Source organism: Kitasatospora sp. NPDC088548 (genome assembly GCF_044753005.1).
Lineage (GTDB): Bacteria > Actinomycetota > Actinomycetes > Streptomycetales > Streptomycetaceae > Kitasatospora.
Genome location: NZ_JBIVMI010000016.1, coordinates 119357 through 144245 on the forward strand (window position 1 = coordinate 119357; position 24889 = coordinate 144245).

The 24889-nt window shown below is 70.6% G+C and carries 24 protein-coding genes and 1 riboswitch; of the genes, 6 read left to right on the plus strand and 18 right to left on the minus strand.

Going from position 1 to position 24889, the window contains the following annotated elements:
• Nucleotides 1-68 precede the first annotated feature (68 nt).
• The 8 genes from ACIP82_RS21365 to ACIP82_RS21400 form a co-directional block, all read right to left on the minus strand.
• A complete protein-coding gene (locus ACIP82_RS21365; RefSeq protein ID WP_400655197.1) occupies nucleotides 69-488 on the minus strand; it encodes a hypothetical protein in 420 nt (139 codons plus the stop codon).
• A 76-nt stretch (nucleotides 489-564) separates the two neighbouring features.
• A complete protein-coding gene (locus ACIP82_RS21370; RefSeq protein ID WP_363604668.1) occupies nucleotides 565-807 on the minus strand; it encodes a DUF397 domain-containing protein in 243 nt (80 codons plus the stop codon).
• A 364-nt stretch (nucleotides 808-1171) separates the two neighbouring features.
• Nucleotides 1172-1780: a DUF5753 domain-containing protein gene (locus ACIP82_RS21375; protein WP_400655199.1), complete on the minus strand. Its 609-nt coding sequence runs from the start codon at nucleotides 1778-1780 to the stop codon at nucleotides 1172-1174.
• Between the two features lie 297 nt (nucleotides 1781-2077).
• Complete coding sequence (locus tag ACIP82_RS21380) at nucleotides 2078-2911, minus strand: helix-turn-helix domain-containing protein (protein WP_400655201.1); 834 nt, start codon at nucleotides 2909-2911, stop codon at nucleotides 2078-2080.
• On the minus strand, nucleotides 2908-3435 hold the full coding sequence (locus ACIP82_RS21385) for a DUF6879 family protein (RefSeq protein ID WP_363604674.1): 528 nt from the start codon (nucleotides 3433-3435) through the stop codon (nucleotides 2908-2910). Before ACIP82_RS21385 ends, ACIP82_RS21380 begins: the two co-directional genes overlap by 4 nt.
• On the minus strand, nucleotides 3419-3610 hold the full coding sequence (locus ACIP82_RS21390; protein ID WP_363604675.1) for a hypothetical protein: 192 nt from the start codon (nucleotides 3608-3610) through the stop codon (nucleotides 3419-3421). The genes ACIP82_RS21385 and ACIP82_RS21390 overlap by 17 nt, the downstream gene beginning before the upstream one ends.
• Nucleotides 3611-3862: 252 nt before the next feature.
• Complete coding sequence (locus ACIP82_RS21395; RefSeq protein WP_400655204.1) at nucleotides 3863-4135, minus strand: hypothetical protein; 273 nt, start codon at nucleotides 4133-4135, stop codon at nucleotides 3863-3865.
• Nucleotides 4132-4563, minus strand: a complete 432-nt coding sequence (locus ACIP82_RS21400; RefSeq protein ID WP_400655206.1) for an ATP-binding protein — start codon at nucleotides 4561-4563, stop codon at nucleotides 4132-4134. Before ACIP82_RS21400 ends, ACIP82_RS21395 begins: the two co-directional genes overlap by 4 nt.
• A gap of 230 nt (nucleotides 4564-4793) precedes the next feature.
• On the opposite strand from ACIP82_RS21400, the gene ACIP82_RS21405 reads away from it, so the two are divergent.
• Both ACIP82_RS21405 and ACIP82_RS21410 read left to right on the plus strand, forming a co-directional pair.
• Nucleotides 4794-5651: a helix-turn-helix transcriptional regulator gene (locus ACIP82_RS21405; RefSeq protein ID WP_363604679.1), complete on the plus strand. Its 858-nt coding sequence runs from the start codon at nucleotides 4794-4796 to the stop codon at nucleotides 5649-5651.
• A 2-nt stretch (nucleotides 5652-5653) separates the two neighbouring features.
• The gene (locus tag ACIP82_RS21410; protein ID WP_400655208.1) at nucleotides 5654-5878 is read left to right on the plus strand and encodes a DUF397 domain-containing protein; all 225 of its coding nucleotides are present in this window, start codon (nucleotides 5654-5656) and stop codon (nucleotides 5876-5878) included.
• A 62-nt stretch (nucleotides 5879-5940) separates the two neighbouring features.
• On the opposite strand, the gene ACIP82_RS21415 is transcribed toward ACIP82_RS21410, so the two are convergent.
• From ACIP82_RS21415 to ACIP82_RS21435, 5 genes are all read right to left on the minus strand, one after another.
• Nucleotides 5941-6957, minus strand: a complete 1017-nt coding sequence (locus tag ACIP82_RS21415) for a ribonucleotide-diphosphate reductase subunit beta (RefSeq protein ID WP_363604680.1) — start codon at nucleotides 6955-6957, stop codon at nucleotides 5941-5943.
• Nucleotides 6957-9362, minus strand: coding sequence for a ribonucleoside-diphosphate reductase subunit alpha (locus ACIP82_RS21420; RefSeq protein ID WP_363604899.1), 2406 nt, complete (start codon nucleotides 9360-9362; stop codon nucleotides 6957-6959). The genes ACIP82_RS21415 and ACIP82_RS21420 overlap by 1 nt, the downstream gene beginning before the upstream one ends.
• A 187-nt stretch (nucleotides 9363-9549) precedes the next feature.
• Nucleotides 9550-9681, minus strand: a riboswitch (cobalamin riboswitch).
• A 72-nt stretch (nucleotides 9682-9753) separates the two neighbouring features.
• The gene (locus tag ACIP82_RS21425; protein ID WP_363604681.1) at nucleotides 9754-11454 is read right to left on the minus strand and encodes a glycosyltransferase family 39 protein; all 1701 of its coding nucleotides are present in this window, start codon (nucleotides 11452-11454) and stop codon (nucleotides 9754-9756) included.
• A complete protein-coding gene (locus ACIP82_RS21430) occupies nucleotides 11451-12560 on the minus strand; it encodes a glycoside hydrolase family 26 protein (RefSeq protein ID WP_400655263.1) in 1110 nt (369 codons plus the stop codon). Before ACIP82_RS21430 ends, ACIP82_RS21425 begins: the two co-directional genes overlap by 4 nt.
• 5 nt (nucleotides 12561-12565) lie before the next feature.
• Nucleotides 12566-13984 (minus strand): glycosyltransferase family 2 protein, encoded by a 1419-nt coding sequence (locus tag ACIP82_RS21435; protein WP_363604901.1) that lies wholly within the window; start codon nucleotides 13982-13984, stop codon nucleotides 12566-12568.
• A 436-nt stretch (nucleotides 13985-14420) separates the two neighbouring features.
• Between ACIP82_RS21435 and ACIP82_RS21440 the strand changes: the two genes are divergently transcribed.
• From ACIP82_RS21440 to ACIP82_RS21450, 3 genes are all read left to right on the plus strand, one after another.
• On the plus strand, nucleotides 14421-15653 hold the full coding sequence (locus ACIP82_RS21440) for a ricin-type beta-trefoil lectin domain protein (RefSeq protein WP_400655211.1): 1233 nt from the start codon (nucleotides 14421-14423) through the stop codon (nucleotides 15651-15653).
• Nucleotides 15654-15746: 93 nt separating this feature from the next.
• Nucleotides 15747-17018, plus strand: coding sequence for a LamG-like jellyroll fold domain-containing protein (locus ACIP82_RS21445; protein ID WP_363604683.1), 1272 nt, complete (start codon nucleotides 15747-15749; stop codon nucleotides 17016-17018).
• Between the two features lie 169 nt (nucleotides 17019-17187).
• A complete protein-coding gene (locus tag ACIP82_RS21450; RefSeq protein ID WP_363604685.1) occupies nucleotides 17188-18882 on the plus strand; it encodes a hypothetical protein in 1695 nt (564 codons plus the stop codon).
• A gap of 31 nt (nucleotides 18883-18913) precedes the next feature.
• Here the strand turns inward: ACIP82_RS21450 and ACIP82_RS21455 are convergent, their stop codons facing one another.
• Entirely contained in the window at nucleotides 18914-19408 is a 495-nt protein-coding gene (locus tag ACIP82_RS21455) for a GNAT family N-acetyltransferase (protein WP_363604686.1), read from the minus strand.
• A gap of 434 nt (nucleotides 19409-19842) precedes the next feature.
• Between ACIP82_RS21455 and ACIP82_RS21460 the strand changes: the two genes are divergently transcribed.
• The gene (locus ACIP82_RS21460) at nucleotides 19843-20799 is read left to right on the plus strand and encodes a helix-turn-helix domain-containing protein (protein WP_363604688.1); all 957 of its coding nucleotides are present in this window, start codon (nucleotides 19843-19845) and stop codon (nucleotides 20797-20799) included.
• A gap of 7 nt (nucleotides 20800-20806) precedes the next feature.
• On the opposite strand, the gene ACIP82_RS21465 is transcribed toward ACIP82_RS21460, so the two are convergent.
• The 4 genes from ACIP82_RS21465 to ACIP82_RS21480 all read right to left on the minus strand — a co-directional run bounded on the left by ACIP82_RS21465 (nucleotide 20807) and on the right by ACIP82_RS21480 (nucleotide 24795).
• Nucleotides 20807-21631, minus strand: coding sequence for a histidine phosphatase family protein (locus tag ACIP82_RS21465; protein ID WP_363604689.1), 825 nt, complete (start codon nucleotides 21629-21631; stop codon nucleotides 20807-20809).
• A gap of 154 nt (nucleotides 21632-21785) precedes the next feature.
• Nucleotides 21786-23399, minus strand: coding sequence for a monocarboxylate uptake permease MctP (gene mctP, locus ACIP82_RS21470; RefSeq protein ID WP_363604690.1), 1614 nt, complete (start codon nucleotides 23397-23399; stop codon nucleotides 21786-21788).
• On the minus strand, nucleotides 23396-23659 hold the full coding sequence (locus tag ACIP82_RS21475; protein ID WP_363604692.1) for a DUF3311 domain-containing protein: 264 nt from the start codon (nucleotides 23657-23659) through the stop codon (nucleotides 23396-23398). The genes mctP and ACIP82_RS21475 overlap by 4 nt, the downstream gene beginning before the upstream one ends.
• Nucleotides 23660-24003: 344 nt before the next feature.
• Nucleotides 24004-24795, minus strand: a complete 792-nt coding sequence (locus tag ACIP82_RS21480; RefSeq protein ID WP_363604693.1) for a GntR family transcriptional regulator — start codon at nucleotides 24793-24795, stop codon at nucleotides 24004-24006.
• Nucleotides 24796-24889: the final 94 nt, after the last annotated feature.

Below are 24889 nucleotides of genomic sequence, written 5' to 3' on the forward strand. Positions count from 1 at the left end.
TGCATGGGGCCACGCGCGGATGTGGCCGCCCCGCCCGGCGTGGGCGCCGGGCGGGGCGGGGCACTGTGTCAGTCCGAGGCCGGCGGCCGGGTGGCGTGCTTGGTGGGGCAGGGGATATTCGGCCAGGTGCGGTTGGGGCAGGCGATTGCGTAGTGGCCCGTCCAGCGGCTGTCGGAGATCCATCGGGACCACACGACGTCAGCGGCCCTGGCCAGTTGTTCGACCGCGCGGAGCCGCCGTGCCTCGATCGGCAGCCAGGGATCACCGCCCGGTGTGTGCTCCCCGTACCGTTGCGCGAGCCAGTCGGCCGCACTGGTCGGCGTCTCCCAGGTGCCCCGGAGCTGGGAGGTCGGCCGCAGCAGCCACCAGCCCGTCATCATCGGCGGTAGCTCCGAGAGCCGGAACCCGCCGCTCTCGATCGGTCGGCGCTCCGACTCCTTGGCGAGGAGTCGGCCGTCGCCGGCCCATTTGTAGCCGTGGAAGTGCAACTGCGCTTCTCCTCGGTGGCGTTGGTGCCCCGGCCGGCCGCACGGGGCTGCGGGCGGCCGGGGCTGTCAGGGGACTTCAGACGGACAGACCGAACCGCGCCGGGTCGATCCCCGCCTCGGTCAGCTCCTCGACGGTGAACAGCAGCGGCTGGTGGTCGGGACGCTTGCTGTCGCCCAGGGCGAAGACACCCGGGGCCTGCGGCACGACGCCGAGGGTCACACACGACTCGCCGTCGTCACCCCCGCCCTGGTTGCCGCCGCACGCACGGTTGAACTCGACCTGCGAGAGGTCGAGTTCGTACAGGTTGCGCTCAGTCATCGCCTGCACCTTCCGGTATCACTTCGGGGCATGGAACGGCCCCGTCCCGCCCAGGACTTGGGCGGGAAGATTCAAGGGGAGGAGCCGCGGGAGGCGGTCACGGCGAGGTACCCGGTTCGAACAGCGGCCGGGCCAGGGCCCTGCCGTCCCGCACCCCACCAGCTCGGCCAGATGGCCGATCGCCAGGTCCTTCCGGACCGGGTTGTCGCCGATCCGCTCCATGAGTTCCGCGTGGGTACGGCGACGCTTCGGCGGACAGTTCGTGTCGGCCGGCTGTGCGAGATCGGCGGCGGACATGGAGTGCTCCCGTGACTCTCGGATCGTTTCGGCGAGTCACCAAATTACGAGAGATGCGGGGAGATTCCTACGCGCTTTCCTGTTCCTGAAAGAACTCGTCTCGGATTCCTTCGGTCAGTGCGCGCATGTCATCTTCATATAGTGCCGCAGCATCGAATGCGGCGAATTTTGACAAGTAGATTCCGACGTCCCTCGGATCGTGCGTGGTGATCTCCGAATGGAACGTCTCCACGATGGCCAGGCGATCGTCATACATGCTGAAGCAGGTCATCGGGAAGTCAGGCATGAGCCTGGAGAGAGGAAGAACTCCGATGGTCACATTGGGAAGTCGGGACAGTGACACCAGGCGATCGAGCTGTGTGGCCATGGCGGCGGGAGGGCATATCCGCCACCGCAGTACATGTTCGCAGATGACGAAATGGAACTCTCGATGGCGGTCGTACAGGACGGCCTGGCGCTCCAGTCGAGCCGCGATGGTCTTTGTCTTGGCCTCTGACGACAACTCTGGGTGCAGGGCGAAAACGGCCGAGACGTATTCGGCGCTCTGGAGCAACCCGGGAATCAACTCGGACCGGCCGACTTCCTGCGCCGCGAAGGCCTGCTGGGGTCGGTTCCTGTCGGGTGACTCGGCTATCGGCAGAGATCCTGCGGCGTCTCCCGATGGCGGGAAGCCCACTCGTGCACTCTGTACCCGCGATCCGTGTTGAATCCGACCTGTTGTCCATCGCTACTCCCTCGGCTTCTTGGTCACGATGCCAGGGATCTGCATGAAGCCCTGTCCCGGTGGGAGGGAGGCGTTTCCCGTTCTGGACTGAAGATCTCGCCCAGGAATCCTGCCGGCCAACGAGGAAGCGCCACAAAGGCGTTGTGGATTTTCAGGGGGACCATACGGCTGACTTCCTGCGGCCCCCTTGCGAGGAGCAAGGGGGCCGTCGGAACCATTTGCCAAGCGTTGGCGGTGAGATGGGAGGTGCTACGGGGCGCCTTCCTGGTCCCCCAGGAACTCGTCCCGGATGTTTTCGAGCATGTGCCGCATCACGTCGCCGGACACGGCGGCGTCGGAGAACCCGTTGAACTTCCGCACGTACACCTCAATGTCGCGCGGGTCGGTGACCGTTACCTCAGCGTGCACGGTCTCGACCGTGACCATGCGGTCATCGCGGATGACAAAGGAGTGCGCCGGCACGTCGGACTGAGGTGCAGCCAGCGGAACGACCCGAATGTCGACATGGCCGAGGCGGGAAGCGGAGATGATGCGGTCCAGCTGTCCGGCCATCATCGCGGCGGGAACGAGGCGCCAGCGAAGAACGGGCTCGGTGATGACGAACTGCAGCGTCTTGGTGGCGTCGTAGAGGGACTGTTGTCTTACAAGCCGCGCTGAAACCGCCCGAGACAGCTGCTCCTCACTGAGGTCTTTCCTCCCGAATACGGCTCGCACGTATTCAGGGGTCTGAAGCAGCCCAGGAACAAGAGACGGCTGGAACACGCGAAGAAGCTCGGTCGAGTCGTCCAGCGCTTTGATCTGCTGCTGCTTGCGGTGGTGCCCCAGACGTCGGATCAGGCGCCAGGCCGTCGTCTCCGTGGCCTCGGCTCTCGCAGCGGCCATGTACTCGGCCTTGACCTCGTCGGACACGCCTATGGCCGTAAGGATGCGTTCCACGTCTGCGACGGTGGGTGGTACCTTGCCAGTTTCAATCTTGCTCAACTTGCTCGGGGACATGACAGCGCCACGGGCCACGGCCTTGGCTTCCTTGCCAGAAGCCTGCCGAAGTTCCCGCAGTGCTGCCCCGAGCCGTGTTCTGTTCACTCGCCGTGTTCGGCCCACCATTCCGTGAACGGGACGGATTTCGCCATCGCAATGTCACGGTATGCCTTGAACTGGGCGATCCGGCTGCCGGTGAGGAATCCAGTTCCGCGATACTTTCCGTTGCCGTCATAGTTCATCTCGGCAACGGTCTCGTCATCAAAGAGCCAGAAGTCCGGCGCCTCGGGAACAGGGTTCTCCTGGCCTGTGGTGTCGAGGATGAAGAACTCTTCACCAGCCGCCATGTTGCGGTGGTATCCCCACGCGAGCTCGAACCGGAGGTAATCCGTGAGCGGGCGAGAGAGGACGTGCACCCGATACATGCGCTTACCGGCCTGGGTGGCATCGGCTACGGTCGTGACCCAGCCAGCGGACTTGTAGCCCTCCGGTTGCTCCTCGCCTGCGAGGAAGGCGTGATAGGCGTCCACTCCGCCGGACTGGCTGTAGTCGTCCAGCGTTTCCAGCCGGAACGCCTCTCGATTGAAATTCGAGAACCAGTCTCCGAGGGTCCTAGATGAGGTTGTCACGGATGGCCTTTCGAACGAGTTCGATGGGAATTTCGACCAGCGTCTCGTGCGCCGGAATCTTAAGATCGTGCTCGGTCAGATGCTCGCCCTGGACGGCGAGGGTGCCTCGGTCCGTCAGGTAGAGCGTCGGGCACTCGCCCTCGTCGCAGGAACCCACAAGCCGTGTCAGCTCCACGTTGTCTCCTCGCTCGGTCTCCCGACGATGCTCCCGAGTTGAGCCGGGCGCAGGCAAGAGGTTCGCGTTTCCGATACTGGAAACCAGCTCAACTTCGAACAGGCACTCAAAAGTTCAGCTACGACGGTGCCGCTTCTGTGGCGGACCCTTGCGGGGGGCAAGGGTCCGCCGGAACGGATGGCTGTGGCTCGGCCGTGGTGGTGCGGCGTCGAAGCAAGGTGCAGGCCCCGCGCGCGGGCGGGGCGGGGGAGTTCAGGGCTGGTGGGTGGTGATGGTGATCGGGTGGGCGGTCCAGTCGGTGAGCTCGCCGATGCAGAGGGTCATGCTCCAGAGGCCGCCGCGGGTGAGGCAGCGGGCGACACCGTCGCCGCCGCCGGGGCCGATGCAGAGGCGGATGAAGTCGCGGTGGGCCGCGCGGATCGGGCGCGTTCGGACGTGCTCCCAGAGGACGGGGAGCGCGTGGTCGAGGCTCGGGAAGACGGTCGGGAGCATGATGCCGGTGATCTCGGCCCGCACGGCGTTCACGCGGCGGCCTCGGCGGGGGCGGAGATGTGGCACCAGATGAACTTGCCGATGCCGCCCGCACGCGGGCAGCAGCCCCACTGGGCGGCCAACTCCTTGACGAGGAACAGCCCTCGGCCGGATTCGTCGGAGGTGGAGGTGGTTCGGAGCGCGGGCTTCTCGCTGTCGGCGTCGTGGACTTCGATGCGCAGGAGGTTTTCGGAGAGTCCGAAACGGATCTGGATCAGGCGGCCCTGGGGCGTACGGGCGTGCTGCACGGCGTTGGCGACCAGCTCGGAAAGCAGCAACTCGCCGGTGTAGAGCAGGTATTCGACGCCCTGGTGGTGGGCGAGGAAGTGGTGCAGCTCCTGGCGGGCCGCGCCGGCGGACTTTCGGTGCCGGGGGAGCCAGCAGGCGTGTTCGGTGGGGGCGGGGGAGACGGTTTCAGGCATGGCGGCGCCACCTCTGAGGGGTGAGGGGTGAAGACGACTGAAGAAGGCATGGGGATGCCCGGGTGATGAGCCCACAATCATCACGCTGTGTCGAATGGTGAGCTACGTTGAGTAGCATGCTCCTGGGGGATTCCAAAGTGCAAGTCCCCACTTTGGAACCGGTCAAAGATTGTTGTCGGGTGGCAGGGGAGGGCAGACTGGCAGATCACAGAAGTGGGGAGGTCGCGACGGTGCCCGTGAACCGGAATCCGACAGTTCGGCAGCGACGGCTGGCTCGAACGCTCAAGGAGCTGCGGGCGGAAGCGGATCTGACGATTGCCCAGTCGGCTCGGCAGCTTGCCTGCGCCGAGAGCAAGATCAGTCGAATCGAGGCCGCGCAGTCAGGGATTCGGTTGGTGGATCTTCGGCTGCTGCTCGACCTGTACGGGGTGGTGGAGTCGGCGACCCGCAGCAGGCTGGAGGCACTGTCGCGCGAAGGTCGTCTGCGCGGATGGTGGGACCGCTACTCGGACACGCTGTCGCCGCTCTATGCCGACTACATCGCGCTGGAATCCGACGCGTCGGACATGTACAGCATCCAGACGTTCCTGGTGCCGGGACTGCTGCAGACGGAGGACTACACGCGTGCGGTGGTCCGTGCCCAGATAGAGGATGCGACCGCGGAGCAGGTCGAGCGGCTCACGAAGGTTCGTCAGGAACGGCGGGCAGTGCTGACGCGGGAGGCGCCACTTCGCATGTGGGTCGTTCTCTCGGAATCCGTGCTGAAGCATCGGATTGGTGGCCGGTCGGTCATGCGGGAGCAACTCGACTTCCTGATGGCGAGTGCCGAACAGCCGAACATCAACGTCCAGGTCCTGCCGGAGGAATCTGACGTTCACGCTGCACTCTTCGGCCCTGTTGCCATCCTGAGCTTCCCCGAGGCGACAGAGACGGATGTGGTGTACGTCGACAGCCTCCTCAGCACGCTCTACATCGAGGAGCCGGAGGAAGTGTTCAAGTACACCAACCTGTTTCGCCGTGCTCTGGCGGAGTCGCTGCCGCGCACCGAATCGGTCGCACTCATCGAGCGTGCAAAGGACAAGGTCTAGAAATGGTGAGTATGTTCCTGCCGTCTGTTTCCGCTGCCGGACTTGAGTGGTGCAAGTCCTCCTACTCCGGCGCACAGAGCGATTGCATCGAGGTGGCCAGTGGTCTGATCGGCGCTGTGCCCGTACGTGACTCCAAGGACCCGGACGGGCCCGCGCTGCTGTTCGCGGCCGACGCATGGTCGTCGTTCCTCGCCGGGGTCAAGGGCGGGGAGTTTCCGTCCCTCTGAACCAACAGCGCTGCCCCGCACGGCCACAGGCCGTGCGGGGCAGCGTCGTTTCGTCTTCTTCTTTAGAAGTCGTCGTCGAAGGCGACCGAGCCCTCGACCGCCACCTGGTACGCCGACACCCGGCGCTCGAAGAAGTTGGTCAGCTCCTGCACGTTCTGGAGCTCCATGAAGCCGAACGGGTTGGTCGACCCGTACCGGATCGGCAGACCGAGCCGCGCGAGGCGCTGGTCCGCCACGGCCTCCAGGTACTGCCGCATCGACTCGGTGTTCATGCCGGCCAGGCCGTCGCCGCACAGGTCCTGGGCGAACTGGAGCTCGGCCTCGACGGCCTCCTCCAGCATCTCCGTCACCTGCTTGGCCATCTCGTCGTCGAAGAGGTCGGGCTCCTCCTCGCGAACGGTGTCCACGACCGACATCGCGAAGTCCATGTGCATGGACTCGTCGCGGAACACCCAGTTCGTACCGGTGGCCAGGCCGTGCAGCAGACCACGCGACCGGAACCAGTACACGTACGCGAACGCACCGTAGAAGAACAGCCCCTCCACACACGCCGCGAAGCAGATCAGGTTGAGCAGGAACGCCCGCCTGTCCTCCTTCGTCTGCAGCGAGTCGATGTGGTCGACCGCGTTCATGTACTTGAAGCAGAACTGCGCCTTCTGGCGGATGGAGGGGATGTTCTCCACCGCGTCGAAGGCCGCCGCGCGGTCCTCGGGGTCGGGCAGGTAGGTGTCGAGCAGCGTCAGATAGAACTGGACGTGCACGGCCTCCTCGAACAGCTGCCGGGACAGGTAGAGCCGGGCCTCGGGCGAGTTGATGTGCTTGTAGAGGCTCAGCACCACGTTGTTGGAGACGATCGAGTCACCGGTGGCGAAGAACGCCACCAGCCGGCCGATCAGGTGGCGCTCGCCCTCGCTCAGCTTGGCCAGGTCGGCGACGTCGGAGTGCAGGTCCACCTCCTCGACGGTCCAGGTGTTCTTGATCGCGTCGCGGTACCGGTCGTAGAACGACGGGTAGCGCATCGGGCGCAGGGTCAGCTCGAAGCCGGGGTCGAGCAGCATCTTCTGGCGATCGTCGGACATTACTGGCAGGCCTCGCAGGACTCGGGGTTCTCCAGGGAGCAGGCCAGGGCGGCCTCCTCCTCCGGCGTGAGGGTCGGGGACGCCACCGGGACGGGGGCGGCGGCGCGGGCGGCGCCCGAGGCGGCCTGGGCGATCCGGGTCGCCGGGCGCGAGCGCAGGTAGTAGGTGGTCTTCAGACCGACCTTCCAGGCGTACGCGTACATCGAGCTGAGCTTGCCGATGGTGGGCGCGGCCATGAAGAGGTTCAGCGACTGGCTCTGGTCGATGTACGGCATCCGGGCGGCGGCCAGGTCGATCAGCGCGCGCTGGGGCAGCTCCCAGGCCGTGCGGTAGAGCGAGCGGACCTCGGCGGGCAGCCAGTTGAGGTCCTGGACGGAGCCGTTGGCGTCGCGCAGCGCGTCCCGGGTCTGCTGGTCCCAGACGCCGAGCTCCTTCAGCTCGCGCACCAGGTACGGGTTGACCTGGAGGAACTCGCCGGAGAGGGTCTCGCGCTTGAACAGGTTGGAGACCTGCGGCTCGATGCACTCGTAGACGCCGGCGATCGAGGCGATGGTCGCGGTCGGCGCGATGGCCAGCAGCAGCGAGTTGCGCAGGCCGGTCTCGGCGAGCCTGGTCCGCAGGGCGGCCCAGCGGTCGGCCCACTCCGGAGCGGCGCTCGGGAAGTGGTCGATGTGCAGCTCGCCGCGGGCGGCCCGGGTCTCGCCGTACGCCTCGTGGCGGCCCAGCTGCTCGGCCAGCTCGCTGGAGCGCTCGTACGCGGTGAGCATGATGCGCTCGGCGATGAGGGTGGAGAGCCGCTTCGCCTCGGCGGAGTCGAAGTCGATCCGCAGCTGGAAGAAGACGTCCTGCAGGCCCATCACGCCGAGGCCCACCGGGCGCCAGCGGGAGTTGGAGGCACCGGCCTCGGGGGTCGGGTAGAAGTTGATGTCCACCACGCGGTCGAGGAAGGTGACGGCGGTGCGGACGGTGGCGTCCAGGCGGTCCCAGTCCAGCGCGTTCAGCAGGTCGTCGGCGGTGGCGCCGGCGGCGACGTGGGCGCCGAGGTTGACCGAGCCGAGGTTGCAGACGGCGGTCTCGGAGTCGTCCGTGACCTCCAGGATCTCGGTGCAGAGGTTGGAGCTGTGCACCGTGCGGCCGGGCAGCGCGGTCTGGTTGGCGGCGCGGTTGGAGGCGTCCTTGAAGGTCATCCAGCCGTTGCCGGTCTGCGCCAGGGTGCGCATCATCCGGGCGTACAGGGTCTGCGCGGGGATGGTGCGGACGGCCTTGCCGGACTGCTCGGCCTTCAGGTACGCCTCGTCGAACTCGGCACCCCAGAGGTCGACCAGCTCGGGCACGTCGGCGGGGGAGAACAGCGACCAGTCGGCGTTGGCGTTGACCCGGCGCATGAACTCGTCCGGGATCCAGTGCGCCAGGTTGAGGTTGTGCGTGCGGCGCGCCTCCTCACCGGTGTTGTCGCGCAGCTCCAGGAACTCCTCGATGTCCGCGTGCCAGGTCTCCAGGTAGACGCAGGCCGCGCCCTTGCGGCGGCCGCCCTGGTTGACGGCGGCGACCGAGGAGTCGAGGGTGCGCAGGAACGGGACGATGCCGTTGGACTTGCCGTTGGTGCCCCGGATCAGGCTGCCGCGCGAGCGGATCCGCGAGTAGGACAGGCCGATGCCGCCGGCGTGCTTGGAGAGACGGGCGATCTGGGCGTACCGGGAGTAGATCGAGTCCAGGTTGTCCAGCGGGGAGTCGAGCAGGTAGCAGCTCGACATCTGCGGGTGCCGGGTGCCGGAGTTGAACAGGGTCGGGGAGGAGGTCAGGTACTCCAGCCGGCTCATCAGGCCGTACAGCTCGGCCACCTCGCGCACCGACTGCTCGTTGTCGCCGACCGCCAGGCCGCTGGCGACGCGGAGCAGGAAGTGCTGCGGGGTCTCGACCACCTTGCGGGTGATCGGGTGGCGCAGCAGGTAGCGGGACTGCACGGTGCGCAGGCCGAAGTACTCGAAGCGGTCGTCGCCCCGCGGGTCGACGAGCGCGTCCAGGGTCGCGGCGTGCTTGGCGACGAAGGCGGCGGTGGTGTCGCCGATCAGGCCCTCGGCGTGGCCGACCGCGACCGAGGCGGAGAAGGAGACCGAGCCCTGGCTGACCGCCTCGTCGACGATCTCCAGCGCGAGCAGGCGCGCGGCCAGCTTCGAGTACTGCGGGTCCTCGGCGATCATCGACGCGGCGGCGTCCACGGCCAGCCCGCGCAGCTCGGCGAAGTCCGAGCCGGCGTGGCGGCCGCGCAGCGCGGCGGCGGCGACATGGCCGGGGTCCACCTGGGGGAGATCGGCGCTGCGGTCGGTCAGCAGCCGGAGCAGCGCACCGCCGGGGTCGGAGACCGTCGGGTCGACGGGGGCGAAGCTGGAACCCTGGGCGGGCAGGGTGGCTGAGGCAGCGGTGGTCAAGGCGCTCTCTCCTGGCGGCGATCGGCGTCGGTGCATCGGGGTGCCGGACCGTTCGGGGCAGGGGAGCACGGCGCGAACGCCCGGTGGCGTCGCGCGACAGTGTCATCCCCGGCCCGCCCGCGAGGCCCGGACGTGGTGCAGTGCTTCGGGGCCTCTGCGGGGAGGCCGGTGGCACGCCGCCGGCAGGTACTCGGACTCGCGGGCCCTGCTTCCAGAGGCCCGCACACCGCTGCGGGGCAGTCCCGGACTCGCACCGGGTTCCCCTGCGTCGACAGCAGGAGTGAGCATACATCTAGTGGCGGTCGACTGTGGCGGCACCATATGTTGTGGCCGTCGTGTCGCGAGCCCGGACAGGCTCGGCGGGGCGTCAGTGCTTCAGGTAGACCTTGTAGGTGCTGGAGTCGCCCGTCGGCGAGGTGAACTGGGCGATCAGCCGGTACTGTCCGCCGGCGGCCAGAGCGGCCGCCAGGGCGCGGTCCGTGGCAGCCGGCGCGGTGCTGTCGAGGACGACCATGGTGAACCAGCCGTCCCGGATGGCGGCCGCGCTGCCGTCGTCGCCGTGGTGCTGCACCCCGGCGGCGTCCCGGTAGTCGGTCCCGTTGCGCGCCGAGACCCACTGCTCAGGTGTACTGACGGTGCCCAGGTAGTACTCGGCGAGTCCGTCGACCTCGGTGAGGTAGCGGCCCTGTGGTTCGGCGTGCACCCGCAGGACGGCGAGCAGCCGCCCGGAGTCTGGCCCGTTCTGGTAGCGCAGCGCGGACTGTTCGAGGCCCAGCGCGAGCAGGGCGACCCACACCAGGATGCCCAGCTGCGGGTGGCGGAAGTGCGCGCCGACCAGCCGGGTGAGGCCGACCCCGGCCAGCGGGGCGGCGAGCAGCATCCCGAAGCCGAGGTGGCGGAACATCGCCCCGGAGGAGCCCAGCGCCAGGTGGATCGCCGGGACCAGCAGCGCGGTGGCGGTCAGCGCGGTGCCCAGCAGCGCGCGCTGGGCCCGGGTGGTGGTGACGCCGCCGTTCTCCGGGGACTCGTGCATCTGCTCGCGGCGGACGTAGGCGATCGTGCCGGCCACCGCCAGGACGGTGAACAGGCCGCCCCACTGGACGGTGTCCAGGAGGATCCCGCCGACCGTGCGGCCGGCCTGGCCGCGGGCCGGGGACCATCCCGCGATCGTGCCGAGTACGCCGAAGGGGAGCAGCGCGCCGGCCGTGCCGGCGGCGAGCAGCAGCGCGCGCAGGGCGGCCGGGCCGAGCCGCCGGTGCGGCCAGGCGGTGGCCAGCGCGAGGGCGGCCAGGGCGGGCATGGCGAGCGTCGAGGCGTACGCGACCGCGCAGGCGAGGGCGGCGGCCGGTGCGGCGAGCAGGACCAGGGCCACCGGGCGGCGGGCGGTGAACACCGTGATCCAGGCCGCGAGGGCGACCAGAAGAACGGCCGGCGCCTCGGGGGCGGCGTAGAAGCCGACGACGACGGTCGACTGCACCACCGCGTAGGCGGCGATGGAGCAGATGGCCACCCGCTCGTTGAAGAGCCGGCGGGTCAGCGAGTACAGCAGCACGGTGGTCAGCAGGGCGAAGCAGAGACTGAGTACCCGGGCGCCGAAGATGCCGTTGGCGTTGGCGGCGGCGCCGGCCAGCGGCGGGTACAGCCAGGGCGAGCCGGGTGTCCGGCCGACCAGGTCGGAGGTGACGGCGGTGCCGTGCAGCAGGTGGGCGAGCTGCTGGCGGCCGGCCACCATGGTCGCGGCCTCGTCGGGGTGCGCGGCGGCCAGCAGGCGCAGCGAGAGCGCGGCCTGGACGATCAGCACGGCGAGCAGCAGACCGCGGGCTATCCAGCGGCGCCGGGGGCTGGGGGCCGGGTCCCAGCCGATCGCGGGGACCTGCGGGATGGTGTACGGCGCCAGCTCGACGGCCTGGTTGTCGTCCTCGGGGGCGGCGGTGCCCCGCTCGGCGGCGGGCCGGGGCAGGGTGTCCGCGTCCGGCCGGGGGCGGCTGCTCCCGGCGCGCGTCGCGGTGCCGCCGGGGGCAGGGACGGGGCTGTCCGGGGTCAGGGGTGGCTCGGAGGCCGCGCTCATCGTGGGTTCCTGATGTCGAAGCCGTAGCGGGGGTCGGCCACGCGTTGCCTGAAGGCGGCGAGGGTGTCCGGGACGGCCTCGACGCGCCAGTCCGCCCGCTTGACGATGTTGAACCAGACGAAGCCGATGACGTCGTCGTGCGCTTCGAGGCCGGAGAAGAGCTGGTCTATGTCCGCGCGCTGGCGTTTGCCCTGCTCCGAGGCGGTCTCGCTGATGAAGAAGGGCTTCTTGCTGAAGGTGCGGATCTCGGCCATGGTGGGCCCGTACAGGGTGTCGAAGGTCTTCGGGCCGGTGCGGGTGAAGTAGCCGGTCATGCCGGCCCAGTCGACGTAGGTGTCGCCGGGGTAGTACGGCGCCAGCCGGGTGTTGGGCGCGGGGTCGGTGATGTTCGGGCTCCAGACCCAGATGACATTGGTCGCGCCGGCCCGGTCGAAGATGTCGTGGACGTGGCGCCAGGCCGCGACGAAGTCCTCAGGGCTGGCGGCCTGCCGCCCCCACGGGTACCAGTCGCCGTTCATCTCGTGCGCGATGCTGACGGCGATGGGCAGGTCGAGCCTGGCCACGGCCTTGGCCACGCCCCGGACGTAGTCGTCGGTCTCGCCGGCCGCGATCCCCGCCAGCGAGTGGTCGAGCGGCTCCCACGCCATGTAGGGCAGGGCCCCGGCCTCGTAGATCCGGCGGACTCCCGCGGTGTCGAAGCCGCCCCGCCAGTGGGCGTAGTACTCCAGGACGTTCGGCTGTTTGCCGATCGCGGCGGTGTAGGGGGCCAGCGCGTCCATCGAGCCGGGCACGTCGGGCAGCGCGGCGCCCAGGTACTTGCCGGCCGGCTTGAGCAGCGGGGTGACGTCGTACGGGACGCCGACCGGGACGGCCTTCGGCTTCGCCGGCGCGCTCGGGGCGCCCGACGCGTTCGGGGTGGCGGCGCCGGGGGTGGCGGCGGCGGGGGTGGCGGCGGCGGCCGGCGCGGGCTGGGCGAGGTCCTCGGTGTCCTGCATCGCGAAGCCCGGGTCCTCGGGGCCGCAGGCGGTGACGAGCAGCAGTGCGGCCGTCAGCAGTGGGAGCGTCAGCCGACGGTACCGGCCGGCCCGTCGGGGGTGGGCGGACATGGCGATCACACAGCTTCCGTGGGGCGCGGTTGGACGAGGACCCGGCCCACGATGGTCGCGTAGAAGAGACCGGACGCGAGGACGAGGGTGAAGTTGAGCGGGCCCATCGTGAGCATCCGCCATATGCCGATGCCGACCCAGAGCACGGCCGTCCCGCCGCTCCAGACGGTCATGCCGATCCAGAACCGCCGGGTCTTGTTCTTCTTGGCCCCGCTGGAGCCGGTCGGCTGCCAGGCCATCCGGTTGCGGCGCACGATGTCCCAGATGGCGAAGACGTGCGCCCAGCCGTACATCATGCGGGCGGCCCAGGCCTCCAGCCGGTAGGGGTTGCGGTGCCAGAGCGGGAAGACGACGGTCGCGTAGAGCAGGCCGGGCAGCACCAGCATGGTGTTCTGCCAGCGGATCAGGTCGGGTCTGGCCAGCAGCAGCACGATCGGGATGAGCGGGGAGACGAGGGTGAACAGCGCGGTGTGGATGTAGTAGAAGAACCCGGACAGGTAGCAGGCCCGGGTGACCGGCCGCAGCTTGGTCTCCCAGAACTTGCGGCTGCCCAGCAGGCTCATCGACCCGGTGCACCAGCGGTACTGCTGGTTGAAGAAGCCGCCGACGTTGTCCGGGCAGACCCCGGCCGCCAGGGCGATCGGAATGTACTGCAGGTCCCAGCCGAGCCGGCGCAGGTCGAAGCCGGTGTGCACGTCCTCGGAGTGCCCGATCAGCGTGGTGCCGCCGTTCTCCTCCAGGGCGGCCCGCCGGTAGACGGCGCAACTGCCGACGCAGATCGCGCCGTTGTTGCGCTGCCGGGAGACCTGGACGGTCCGGTAGAACAGCTCCTGGACGGCGCCCGCGCCGCGCTCGATCCAGTTCTGGGTGTCCAGGATGCGGAAGAACTGAGGCGACTGGATGATGCCGAGGCGGGGGTTGGCCGCCATGTAGGGGAGCATCTCGGTCAGCAGGTCCGGCCGGGGGGCGAAGTCGGCGTCCAGGATGAGGACGTACTCGCTGTCGGAGTTGCGGAAGCCGAACTGGAGGTTCCCGGCCTTCTTGAACCAGCCCAGCTTGTTTCTGGTGCCGTAGACGAACTCGAAATCGACCGCCATCTGAGCGAGTTGCGGGCTGTTGCTGTCGTCGAGGACGTAGGGCGTGACCTCGCCCGGGTACTGGTCCCGCAGCCGGGCGACGTGGGTCCAGGTGTTGTGCAGGACCTCGATCGGCTCACCGGCGACGGGCAGGAAGATGTCGACGGTCGGGTAGTGCTCCGGGCGCCAGTCCTTCACCAGCGCGCGGTGCGCCGCGAGGTCGAAGGTCTCGTTGAAGCCGTGCACCCAGCGGGAGATGAGGTAGTAGACGATGGTGAAGGCCAGCGGCGGGACGAAGAGGAGGAACCACGGCGTCGCGCTGAGCAGGCCGATCTCGCTGGCCACCATGCAGGCGAAGCTGATGAGGGAGAAGCAGGTGAGGATCCACAGCCGGCTGCGGGCGTAGGTGTACTTCTCGGTGTTGTCCGGCGGCTGCGGCAACAGGCCCCACTGACTGCGGGCGGCCGGGTCCCGGCGGCTGCGCCGGCGCGAGACGGGTGCCCTGCGGCTGCCCGCGAGACGGGTGCCCTCGGTGACAGTCACGTGGCTCTACTCCCCCGGAAGCCGAATTGATCTGAACCTATCCCGCCCGGCAGCCGTTGTCGTACGGTCAGCGCGGGGACGGCAGGATCGTACGGGACCGGCCGTCCTGAATTCTCTCCCCCCTCTTCCGCCGGCCATACGGAACCGATATCGAGTTCCGATCGTGACGTGGACCGGGTGCGGGCGGAGCACCTGTGTACGGTTGTCGCCCGGCGAGCGAGAACGGTTCAGAGGAAGAGTGATGAGCGTCGTGGACGGTACCGCCGGACGGCCGGCGCGAAGACTGCGGGCGGTCGCCGCGTTCTGCGCGGCCGCCGCACTGCTGGTCGGCTGCGGTGGCGGGTTCGGGGCCTCGACGCGACCGCCGGGCGGCGAGGAGTCACCCGAAGCGGGGCGGCCGTCCGCGCAGGGGCTGTGCTCGTCCGCGCAGAACCCCTTCCCCAAGCTGCAGGTCGACGGTGGGACGAAGATCCTCGAACCGAACCCGTGGAACACCGCCGGCACCGTCTGCCTGGACGCCTCCGGGGGCACCGGCTTCACGGTGACCCAGGTGCGCGACTTCGTCCCGCACAACCCGCTGGCCCCGGGCGCCTACCCCAACATCTCCACCGCCCCCGGCGCGAGTGGACTGCCCGTCCCGGTCAGCGCGCTGGGCGACGCGACCGCCGACTGGGACGCCAACGGCCGGGTGAGCGGCTCCTTCAACCTCTCCTTCGACCTCTGGTACGGCTCCAGCCCGGACAACTGCCTGCCGGGGGAGAGTGCCGAGGTGATGATCTGGCTGGACGCCACCGACAACGTCAAGCCGGCCGGGGCCAAGGTGACGGACGCCCAGACCGTCGGGGACGCCGCCTACAACGTGTTCCAGGCGCCGATCACCGGCCCGCACAGCGTGATCAGTTACGTGCGCACAGCGCCGACCCACACCACGCGCGGCCTCAACCTGCGGCTGTTCACCGCCGACGCCATGGCGCGCGGATACGTCCCGAAGGAGTCCTACCTGTGCCGGGTGCAGGCGGGCTTCGAGGTCTGGAGCGGCGGCACCGGCCTGCGCAGCGAGTCGTTCGCGTTCCACAACCGGGTCGGCCTGCCGGCCGGCGAGATCCCGGCCGGTGCGCCCGGGATCTGCCTGCGGCACGGCGGCGGCGGGATCGCGGGCACCCCGGTGACCGTCGGGTCCTGCGGGGACCAGGCCGTCTCGACCAACTGGACGGTGGGGAACGACGGTTCGGTGCGCGGGGGAGCGGCCTGTCTGGCGCCGGCCGAACGCGGAGGCGTGATACTGGCCGAGTGCACCGGCGGGTCCGCGCAGCGCTGGGTGGCGGGGGCGGGTCAGCGCCTGCTGCACCAGGAGTCGGGGTTGTGCCTGGCGACCGCCGGGGGCGTCCTCGCGGACGGTACGCCGGCCGTCCTCAAACCGTGTGCCGACGTGGTCTCGCAGCGCTGGCGGCTTCCGTACAACGGGCTTGCGTAGGGCGGACGTCGGGTCGGCCCGGGGGAAGCCGCAACGTTTCGTCCGCGCACCCCCCATGGGCGTGGCGGGGCGGATGCCCTAGCATTCCCCACCATGAGCGATCGACCGGTACCGAGTGGCGAGCCGGGCCAGCCCGCCGGGACGCCACCGCAGCAGGCACCGGCCGGAGGGGCCCAGGCCCCCGGTCTGCCGCCGCAGCCTCCGGGCGGTGCCTTCGGGCCCGTCGCCGGGTTCGGTCCGCCGCCCGGCGTACCCCGGCAGCAGCCCCAGCCGGTGACGCCCCGTCCGGTCTCCCAGCCGGTCCCGCTGGTACCGCAGCCGGGCCAGTCGGGGGCGGTTCAGTCCGGCCCCGTCCCGCCCGGGGCGGTGGTCCCGCAGCCGGTCCAGCCCGGCCCGCAGTGGCAGCAGCAGGCAGGTTTCCCGCAGCCGCAGTCCTTCGGTGGCACACCGGACTGGGCGGCCCTGGCGGAGCGGAACGAGAAGGACGCCAAGCGCCGCCGCCGGCTCCAGCTGATCGGCGCGCTGACGGCCGTCGTGGTCGTTGCCGCGGCCGGTGCGGGCTTCCTGTTCTTCAAGCACGGTTCCGACGACAACGGCAAGCCGACGGCCTCGGGACCGAGCATCGGCGCGGTGAGCGCGTCCGCCTCCGGGTCGGCCGGTCCGGTGTCGTCGGCGAGCGCCCCTCCGGCCAAGGGCATCGACAGCCCGCCGACCGTCGGCAGCCTTCCGGCGAAGAAGGGCACGGCCGCACTGAACCTGGGCGCCGAGGCCAAGCAGGGGACGATGCCCGGCTTCTCCGGGCAGGTCCTCAAGCTGCCCAGCGGCCAGGACTCCTTCGCCCAGACCTCCTCCCAGGTCGTCGACGTGAACAAGAGCTTCACCGTCTCCGCCCGGGTGCTGGTCGACCTGCCGAACGGCAACCGCAGCGCGGTCAGCCAGGGCGACGGCCAGTACTACTCGTACTCGCTGGGCCGGGCGAACAACAACGGGCGCGACCTCTGGTACTTCAAGGTCCAGGTGCCCGGCGGCGGTTCCGCGGTGGCCTGGTCCAAGGGCGACGCGACGGTCAATCAGTGGGTCCTGCTGACCGGGGTGTACGACGACCCGTCCGGCCAGATCACCCTGTACGTCAACGGTGCCCCGCAGTCCTCCGCCAAGTCGCCCGGCGTGCCGCCGAGCGGCGCCAACACGCTGCAGATCGGGCGGCTCAGCTCCAACTCGCAGTGGAGCGACCCCTGGCACGGCGCCGTCGCCGACATCCAGACCTGGGACCAGGTGCTGCCCGAGGCCGACATCGTCAAGATCGTCGCCGGCCCGAGCTCGCCGCCGGCCACCCCGCCGACGGCCTCCTGGCTCACTGGCTGAGCCGCCGCCCGGCCCCCGTCTCCGGCCGGGTCGAGCGGCCCCGAGAACGTCCCGCGGTCGCCCCGCGCCACCGCCCCGGTGGTGCGGGCGGCGGCTGCCGCGCGCCCCGGAACACATCGTGCCCCCGGGCGCGGACCGGACGCGAAGCCCGAGATGAGGAGCAGTACTGATGAGCGCGGACGGCCGCTGGATCCGGCCCGAGTCCACCCGGCGGCCCGTACTGGCCCCCGCCGGGGCCCGGCCGGCCGGTGGCGCCGGCCCCGGTGACCGCGGGCGCGGGACCGTGATGCCGGCGCAGCCGTACCCGGCCGACCGCAGGCGCCGCAAGCCCGCCGCGGCCCGGGTGCCGCACCCGCCCCGGCCGGGGCTACGGGCCGACTGGCTGCCGCTGCTGGCGGTCCTGCTGGTCCAGGGCGCGCTGTCGTACCACCTGATCCGCAGCAACACCGCCTTCATCGACGAGGGCACCTACATCTACTCCGGCTACCAGGAGATCGCGAACCTGCGCCACGGCACCCCGGTGGCGACGTACGAGACCTTCTTCTCCGGATCCCCGCTGATCTACCCCGTGGTCGTGGCGCTGGCCGACATGGCCGGCGGGCTGACCGGCACCCGGCTGCTGAGCCTGGCCTTCATGCTCTCCGCCACCGTGGCCGTCCACCTGGCCACCCGGCGGCTGTACGGCTCGCCGGCGGCCTTCTGCGCGGCGGCGGCCTTCGCCGCGCTCGGGCCCACCCAGTTCCTGGGCGGGCTGGCCACCTACGACGCGATGGCGCTGGCGCTGCTCGCCTGGGCCGGGTACCTCGCGGTGCGCTCGGCCACCGGCGGCGGATACCCCAGCCTGGTGTCCTCCGGCCTGCTGCTGGCCCTGGCCGGCTGCACCAAGTACGCGGCGCTGCTCTGGGTCCCGGTGGTGGTCGGTACGGCGGTGCTGGCCGGGGCGGGCGGCTCGCTGCGCGCCTGGGCACGGTGGCGGCGCGGTGTGCTGGTCCTGCTCGCCTTCGTGGCGGCGGTGGGCGCGGCGGCCCTGCTGGCCGGCGAGCGCTACATCAGCGGCTTCAACCACACCACGCTCAAGCGCGCCCCAGGCCACGACGCCTACTCGTACGTGGCCGGGGAAGCGGCCCGCTGGGTCGGCGCGCTGCTGGTGGTGGCGCTGATCGGAGTGGTGGCACAACTGGTGGTCGCGCGGCGGCGCGGCGGCGACGACGCGTGGCCGGGGTTCTGGCTGGCGGCGTTGCTGCTGGTCGCGGGGCTGCTCGCGCCGGTGAACCAGATCCGCATCCACACCTGGCTGTCGCTGCAGAAGCACGTCGACTTCGGAGCCTGGTTCGCCTGCATCGTGGCGGGCGCGGTCCTGGCCCGTACGGTCCTGTGGCTGAAGCGGCGGTTCCACCTCACGGCGGGGATCGCGGCCGCGGCCCTGGTGGTCGGCCCGCTCGCCTGGGAGGGCGCGGCCCAGGGCCGGGAGATGTTCGGCGAGTGGTCGAACTCGAAGTCCTTCGTCGCCACGCTGGAGCCGTACATCGTCAAGGGCGACGACCGGTACCTGGTCGAGAACTACAACGTTCCCGCGTACTACCTGCGCGAGCAGAGCACCTGGCAGCAGTGGCACGACCTGGTGGCGGTGTTCCGCCGGGATCCGGCCACCGGCCGGCAGCAGTCCGGGGTGCCCGCCATCCAGGCCGGCATCGAGGCGCACGAGTGGAAGGTGGTGGTGCTGGACTTCACCCAGACCGCCGCCACGGACAAGGCGATCCAGCCCACGCTGAAGGCCGCCGGATACCGGGTGGCCGCCGTGGTGAAGAGCGGAGAGCACGGGCAGTACACCATCTACGTGGCGCCGGGATACGACAAGCGGTGACCGGTGCCCGCAGGGTGCGTCCCGGGGCCGCTCAGAACGCCAGGCTGTACACCATCAGGTCCATGCCCGGGTACGGGGACCAGTCGCGGCCCGGGGTGCGGTGGAAGCCGACGCGTTCGTAGATCCGGTGGGCGGCCTTCATCTCGGGGCGGGTGGAGAAGGCCATGCCGGCCAGGCCCAGCTCGCGGCTGCGGGCGATGGCGGCCCGGACCAGGCTCTCGCCGACGCCCCGGCCGCGGGCCGCGGCGGCGGTCGCGAGCATCCGGATCTCGCCCTCGTGCGGGGCGGCTATGTCGGCCCACTCGGTGCCGCCGACCGCGAAGGTCACGGAGCCGAGGACCCGTCCCTCGGCCGCGTCGACCGCGACGAGGAGCTCGGCCTCCCGGGCCCGACGGGCGGTGTCGCGCAGGAGGTCGACGTACCGGCTTTCGGGCGAGGTGTAGCCGTCGCCGACGAAGGCCTCGACGGTGATGCGGCCGGCGTCTTCGAGGTCCTCTTCGCGGGCCGGGCGGATGACGATGTCCATCCGGCCAGTGTGCCGGAGCCCGCCGGAGCGGAGCGGTGCGGGGTCGGCGGGCCGCCGGGGAGGCCGGCGGCGCCGGGGGAGAGGTCGGTGGCGGGACCGGTGGCGGGGTCGGCGGAGGGGCGCAGGGAGGCGGCCGGCATGGTGCCGTACAGCCGGTCGGGCCCTGCCGGGTCGGCGGGGTAGCCGCCGGGGCGGTGCCAGTTGTCGCGGCCGGTGCCGTTGCGGGTGAGGTCCCGCCCGATCAGGGTGCCGAGCAGGCCGAACCCGCCGACGGCACCGACCAGGGCGAGGGCGCTCGCGAGCGTGTCGGAGTCCATGGCTCCACTCTCGCCGCGTCCCCAGGTGGCCGCGAGTGGCAGGAACGCCCCATCCCGTCGAAATCCTGCCACCCAGGCCCTTCCCCGCGGCCCCCTCGCGGGGGCATTCTGGGCGGCATGCTGAAGAACGTGGTCGCCGTGGTGCTGGAGGAGCTGCACCCGTTCGAGCTCGGGGTGGCCTGCGAGGTCTTCGGCCTGGACCGCAGCGACGACGGTCTGCCTGCGTACGACTTCGCCATCGCGGGCGCCCGCCCCGGTCCGCACCGCACGCACGCCGGCTTCTCGGTCGACGTGCCGCACGGTCCGGAGCGCCTCGCCGGGGCCGACCTGGTGATCGTCACCGCGACCGGGGTGCGGCCGCGGTACCCGGAGCCGCTGGTGGACGCCGTCCGGGCGGCCGTCGAGGGCGGCGCCCGGACGCTCTCCATCTGCAGCGGCGCCTTCGTGCTCGGCGCCGCCGGGCTGCTGGACGGCCGCCGCTCCACCACGCACTGGCGGCACACCGAGGAGCTGGCCCGGCGCTTCCCGCGTACCCGGGTCGAGCCGGACGTGCTCTACGTGGACGACGACCCGGTGATCACCTCGGCCGGGACGGCGGCCGGCATCGACGCCTGCCTGCACCTGGTCCGCCGGCTCCAGGGCGCCGAGGTGGCCCGGGGGATCGCCCGCCGGATGGTGGTGGCGCCGCACCGGGAGGGCGGGCAGGCGCAGTTCGTGTCCCGGCCGCTGCCCGGGGGCGACGGCGACTCGCTGGCCCCGCTGCTCGACTGGATGCGCCACCACCTGGACCAGGAGTCCACCGTGGAGCAGTTGGCCGCCCGGGCGCACATGTCGCCGCGCACCTTCGCCCGTCGCTTCCAGCAGGAGACCGGGACCACCCCGCACCGCTGGCTGGTCGGGCAGCGGCTGCTGCTCGCCCAGCGGCTGCTGGAGTCCACCGCCGAGCCGGTCGACGCGATCGCGGCCCGCTGCGGCTTCGGCAACGCGGCCACCCTGCGGCACCACTTCGGGCGCCGGCTGGGGACGACCCCGCTGGCCTACCGCCGCTGTTTCGCCGAGCCGGTCGGCCGCTGACCGGCCGTCACCCCTCACCGCCCAGGTGCCCGGTGTCGTTCCAGTGCGCCGGCCGCAGCCGTCCGCCCTCGGCGCGCCAGAGGCTGGTGGAGCAGTTGCGCACCGGCTCCAGCGCGGTCAACTGCGCCTCCGTCAGCCGGTCCAGCGCGAAGCGGAGCATCAGCACCGGGCAGTCGTGCGCGACCACCAGGACCGGCCGTCCGGCCTCCTCCTCGCACAGGTCGCGCAGCAGACTGCGCATCCGCAGCGCCACGTCCGCCCAGGACTCGCCGCCGGGCGGGCGGTAGTACAGCTCGCCCATCTTGCGGCGTCTGGCCGCCTCCGCCGGGTACGTGGTCTCGATCGCCGTCTTGGGCAGCATCTCCAGCACGCCCAGCTCGCGGTCGCGCAGCCGCTCGTCGTAGCGGACGGCGAGCGAGACCGGCACCGCGCCGAGCCCGGCGGCCTGGGCGAGCGCGATCCGGGCGGTCTCGGCGGTGCGCACGTACGGGGAACACCAGACGCTGCGCGGGCGGTCGGCGCTGGGCAGCCCGGCCCACCAGCGGCCGAGCGCCTGGGCCTGCTGCTGGCCCTGCATCGAGAGCGGGATGTCCGCGTCCCGGCAGCTGATCGGCACGCTCAACGCGCCCACCGCCTCGGCCAGCTGGAACTCCACGTTGGCGGTGGACTCGCCGTGCCGGGTGGCGATCAGCACGGACGGCAGCCGGGTGACCGCGGCCGGTGCGGTGCCCGGTGCGCCGTGGGCGGGGTAGGTGCCGTGGACACCGTGCGGTGTACCGGGAGGGTAGGTGGACTGGTGCTGACCGTTGAGGGTGGTGCCGAGTTCTGCCATCGCCGCTGCTCCCCGTGGGTCGATCAGTTGCCGGCCGGTCGCCGGTCCGGTCTGGTGGTGCCCGGTCTGCACGGCCGTTCATACATATGATCGCGCCGCCTTCTCCAGTGTTCACGGAGAAGACGGCGCGATCACAGGGCGCGCGTGGGGCGTATCAGTGCGCTGCCACGGGCTCCGGCGCCTTCTTCAGCTCTTCGTCGCCGGTTTCGGCGCCGTAGTCGGCCGGGTGGGTCTCGTCGGGGCCCTCGGGCGCCTTGAGCGCCCGCAGCGCCAGCGTGAGCACCACCGAGACCAGCAGGTTGAGCACGAAGGCGGTCAGGCCGATGTAGCCCAGCTCGCCGATGCCCGGGATCCCGGCCGCGTTGCCGCCGAAGTGCTTGGCGGCCGGGCCGGCGATGCCGTAGGCCTGCCAGGTGCCGTAGACCATGCCGGCCGCCCAGCCGGCGAACAGCGCCCAGTGGTGGAACCAGCGGGTGAACAGGCCGCCGACGATCGACACGAAGGTCTGCAGGATCCACAGGCCGCCGAGCAGCTGGAGGTTGATCGCCGCCTGCTTGTCCATGGTGAGCACGAAGACCAGCGCGCCGACCTTCACCAGCAGCGAGGCGGTCTTGGCGACCCTGGTCTCGTCGGCGGGGGTGGCGGCGGGCCTCAGGTACTCCTTGTAGACGTTGCGGGTGAACAGGTTGGCCGCCGCGATCGACATGATGGCGGCCGGCACCAGCGCGCCGATGCCGATCGCCGCGAAGGCGACGCCGGTGAACCAGTCCGGGAACATGTCCTCGAACAGCTGCGGTACGGAGAGCTGGGCGTTGTAGCCCTTGACGCCCTTGCCGACGCCGGCCGCGATCGCCATGAAGCCCAGCAGTGCCAGCAGGCCCAGCATCAGCGAGTACGCGGGCATGATCGCCATGTTGCGGCGCACGGTGTTGCGGGACCTGGAGGCGAGCACGCCGGTCACCGAGTGCGGGTACATGAACAGCGCCATCGCCGAGCCGAGCGCCAGCGTGGCGTACGTCCACTGCTTGTTCCCGGGCACCGTCAGCGAGCCGGCCGACCCGGAGGCGGCGAACTTCTCGCCCGCCGCGTCGAAGATGTGCCCGTAGCCGCCGAGCCGCAGCGGGATGTAGATCACCGCGACGATGATCACGAGGTAGATCAGGGTGTCCTTGACGAAGGCGATCAGCGCCGGCGCCCGCAGTCCGGAGGAGTAGGTGTACGCGGCCAGCACACCGAAGGCGAGGAACAGCGGCAGGTCCTTGACGAACCAGTTGGCGTTCTCGCCGCCGCCGACGCCCAGGACGTCCAGCACCGCCTGGATGCCGACCAGTTGCAGGGCGATGTACGGCATGGTGGCGAGGATGCCGGTCAGCGCGACCACCAGGGAGAGCGGCCGGGAGCCGTACCGCCCGCGCACGAAGTCCGCCGGGGTGACGTAGCCGTGCACCCGGGAGACCGACCAGAGCCGGGGCAGGAAGAGGAAGACCAGCGGGTAGGCGACGATCGTGTAGGGCACCGCGAAGAAGCCCGCCGCGCCGGTCGCGTACACCGCGGCCGGGACGGCGACGAAGGTGTACGCGGTGTAGAGGTCGCCGCCGAGCAGGAACCAGGTGACCCAGGTGCCGAAGCTGCGGCCGCCCAGGCCCCACTCGTCCAGGTGCAGGGCGTTGTCGGCCCGGCGCCAGCGCGAGGCGAGGAAGCCCATCACGGTGACCAGGACGAAGAAGAGGACGAAGACGGTCAGGGCGGGTACGTTGACGCCGTTCATCGCGCGTCACCCGCCTTCCGGGCGGCCTTCCTGGCCTTCTCGTCCCGGTCGACCAGCAGATAGGCGGCCACGGTGAAGACGGCCGAGACGGGCACCCAGAGCAGCTGGTACCAGTAGAAGAAGGGCACCCCGCCGACCGCGGGGCCGGTCTTGTCGTACGAGGACACCCAGAGCATCGCGACGATCGGTACGAGCAGGGCGAGTCCGGCCAGCACCCGCTCCGGGGTCACCGCCGGGACGGGTTCGGGTGGCTCGGGCATGACAGGTTCGGTGGCATCGAGGTCTGACGACATGGTTCGGCTCCGCTTCGGAGGGCTCACCCCGTCGGCGCCGCAGCCCGGAGGGTCGCACACCCCCACGAGCCCGCCGAGCAGCACCACTGGTGATCGGCAGTCAGTACGGCTGCGCAATCTAGGGCATGGTGTGACCCGTGTCATGGAAATGGCGGAATTTCACGCCATCCGGACGAGCCCCGCGCCCCGGCCACACACCTCGCGCCTCCCGCCGTGCTTCCTGTCGTACTTCCTGCCGGGCCGACGCAACGGGCACCGGTACGCACGCCGTGTGCGCCGGTGCCCGGGAGCAGGAAGGGGGAGTGCCGCGGTTACTCCGGCCGCTTGAGCCGGGTGATGAACTTGTACCGGTCGCCGCGGTAGATCGAGCGGACCCACTCCACCGGGTCCCCTTCCGCGTCGAAGGAGTGCCGGGAGAGCTGGAGCATCGGCAGGCCGAGGTCGGAGCCGAGCAGCCCGGCCTCGCGCGGGGTGGCCAGGGTGGTCTCGATGGTCTCCTCGGCCTCGGCCACGGTGACCCCGTACACCTCGCGCAGGGCCGTGTACAGGGAGTTGTGCTTGGCCAGGTTGCGGCGCAGGGCGGGGAAGCGCTTGGCGGACAGGTGGGCGACCTCGATGGCCATCGGGTCGCCGTTGGCCAGCCGCAGCCGTTCGATCCGCAGCACCCGGCCGCCGGGCTTGATGTCCAGCAGCGGGGCCAGCCGGTCGTCGGCGGTGATGTAGCCGATCTCGATCAGCCGGGAGGTCGGCTCCAGGCCCTGGGCCCGCATGTCCTCCGTGTAGGAGGTGAGCTGGAGCGCCTGGGCCACCTTGGGCTTGGCGACGAAGGTGCCCTTGCCCTGGATGCGCTCCAGCCGGCCCTCGACCACCAGCTCCTGGAGCGCCTGCCGGACGGTGGTGCGCGAGGTGTCGAACTGCGCCGCCAGCGCCCGTTCGGGCGGAACGGGGGTACCGGCGGGCTGGGTCTCGGTGAGCTGGAGCAGATGGCGCTTGAGCCCGTAGTACTTCGGCACCCGCGCGGTCGGGTCGGTGCCGGCCAGCGTCGGGAGGCTCTTCGCCTGGGGGTCGTTGACCTGGGCCGTGCTGCCCCCGTCGCTGCTCATCGGACCTGTCTCCCGCTTCTCGCGCGGCCTTTGGCGGCGCAGCCATATCGTTAACGGCTCACATCGTTGCATGTATGGCTACGGAACGAATACC

Coding starts and splice junctions, on each gene's coding strand:
- ACIP82_RS21440 (WP_400655211.1), top strand. CDS start 14,421: ATGAGCGTCGTGGACGGTACCGCCGGACGGCCGGCGCGAAGACTGCGG.
- ACIP82_RS21430 (WP_400655263.1), bottom strand. CDS start 12,560: ATGTCCGCCCACCCCCGACGGGCCGGCCGGTACCGTCGGCTGACGCTC.
- ACIP82_RS21450 (WP_363604685.1), top strand. CDS start 17,188: ATGAGCGCGGACGGCCGCTGGATCCGGCCCGAGTCCACCCGGCGGCCC.
- ACIP82_RS21410 (WP_400655208.1), top strand. CDS start 5,654: ATGGTGAGTATGTTCCTGCCGTCTGTTTCCGCTGCCGGACTTGAGTGG.
- ACIP82_RS21445 (WP_363604683.1), top strand. CDS start 15,747: ATGAGCGATCGACCGGTACCGAGTGGCGAGCCGGGCCAGCCCGCCGGG.
- mctP (WP_363604690.1), bottom strand. CDS start 23,399: ATGAACGGCGTCAACGTACCCGCCCTGACCGTCTTCGTCCTCTTCTTC.
- ACIP82_RS21460 (WP_363604688.1), top strand. CDS start 19,843: ATGCTGAAGAACGTGGTCGCCGTGGTGCTGGAGGAGCTGCACCCGTTC.
- ACIP82_RS21415 (WP_363604680.1), bottom strand. CDS start 6,957: ATGTCCGACGATCGCCAGAAGATGCTGCTCGACCCCGGCTTCGAGCTG.
- ACIP82_RS21465 (WP_363604689.1), bottom strand. CDS start 21,631: ATGGCAGAACTCGGCACCACCCTCAACGGTCAGCACCAGTCCACCTAC.
- ACIP82_RS21425 (WP_363604681.1), bottom strand. CDS start 11,454: ATGAGCGCGGCCTCCGAGCCACCCCTGACCCCGGACAGCCCCGTCCCT.
- ACIP82_RS21475 (WP_363604692.1), bottom strand. CDS start 23,659: ATGCCCGAGCCACCCGAACCCGTCCCGGCGGTGACCCCGGAGCGGGTG.
- ACIP82_RS21400 (WP_400655206.1), bottom strand. CDS start 4,563: ATGCCTGAAACCGTCTCCCCCGCCCCCACCGAACACGCCTGCTGGCTC.
- ACIP82_RS21480 (WP_363604693.1), bottom strand. CDS start 24,795: ATGAGCAGCGACGGGGGCAGCACGGCCCAGGTCAACGACCCCCAGGCG.
- ACIP82_RS21455 (WP_363604686.1), bottom strand. CDS start 19,408: ATGGACATCGTCATCCGCCCGGCCCGCGAAGAGGACCTCGAAGACGCC.
- ACIP82_RS21435 (WP_363604901.1), bottom strand. CDS start 13,984: ATGGTGGCCAGCGAGATCGGCCTGCTCAGCGCGACGCCGTGGTTCCTC.
- ACIP82_RS21370 (WP_363604668.1), bottom strand. CDS start 807: ATGACTGAGCGCAACCTGTACGAACTCGACCTCTCGCAGGTCGAGTTC.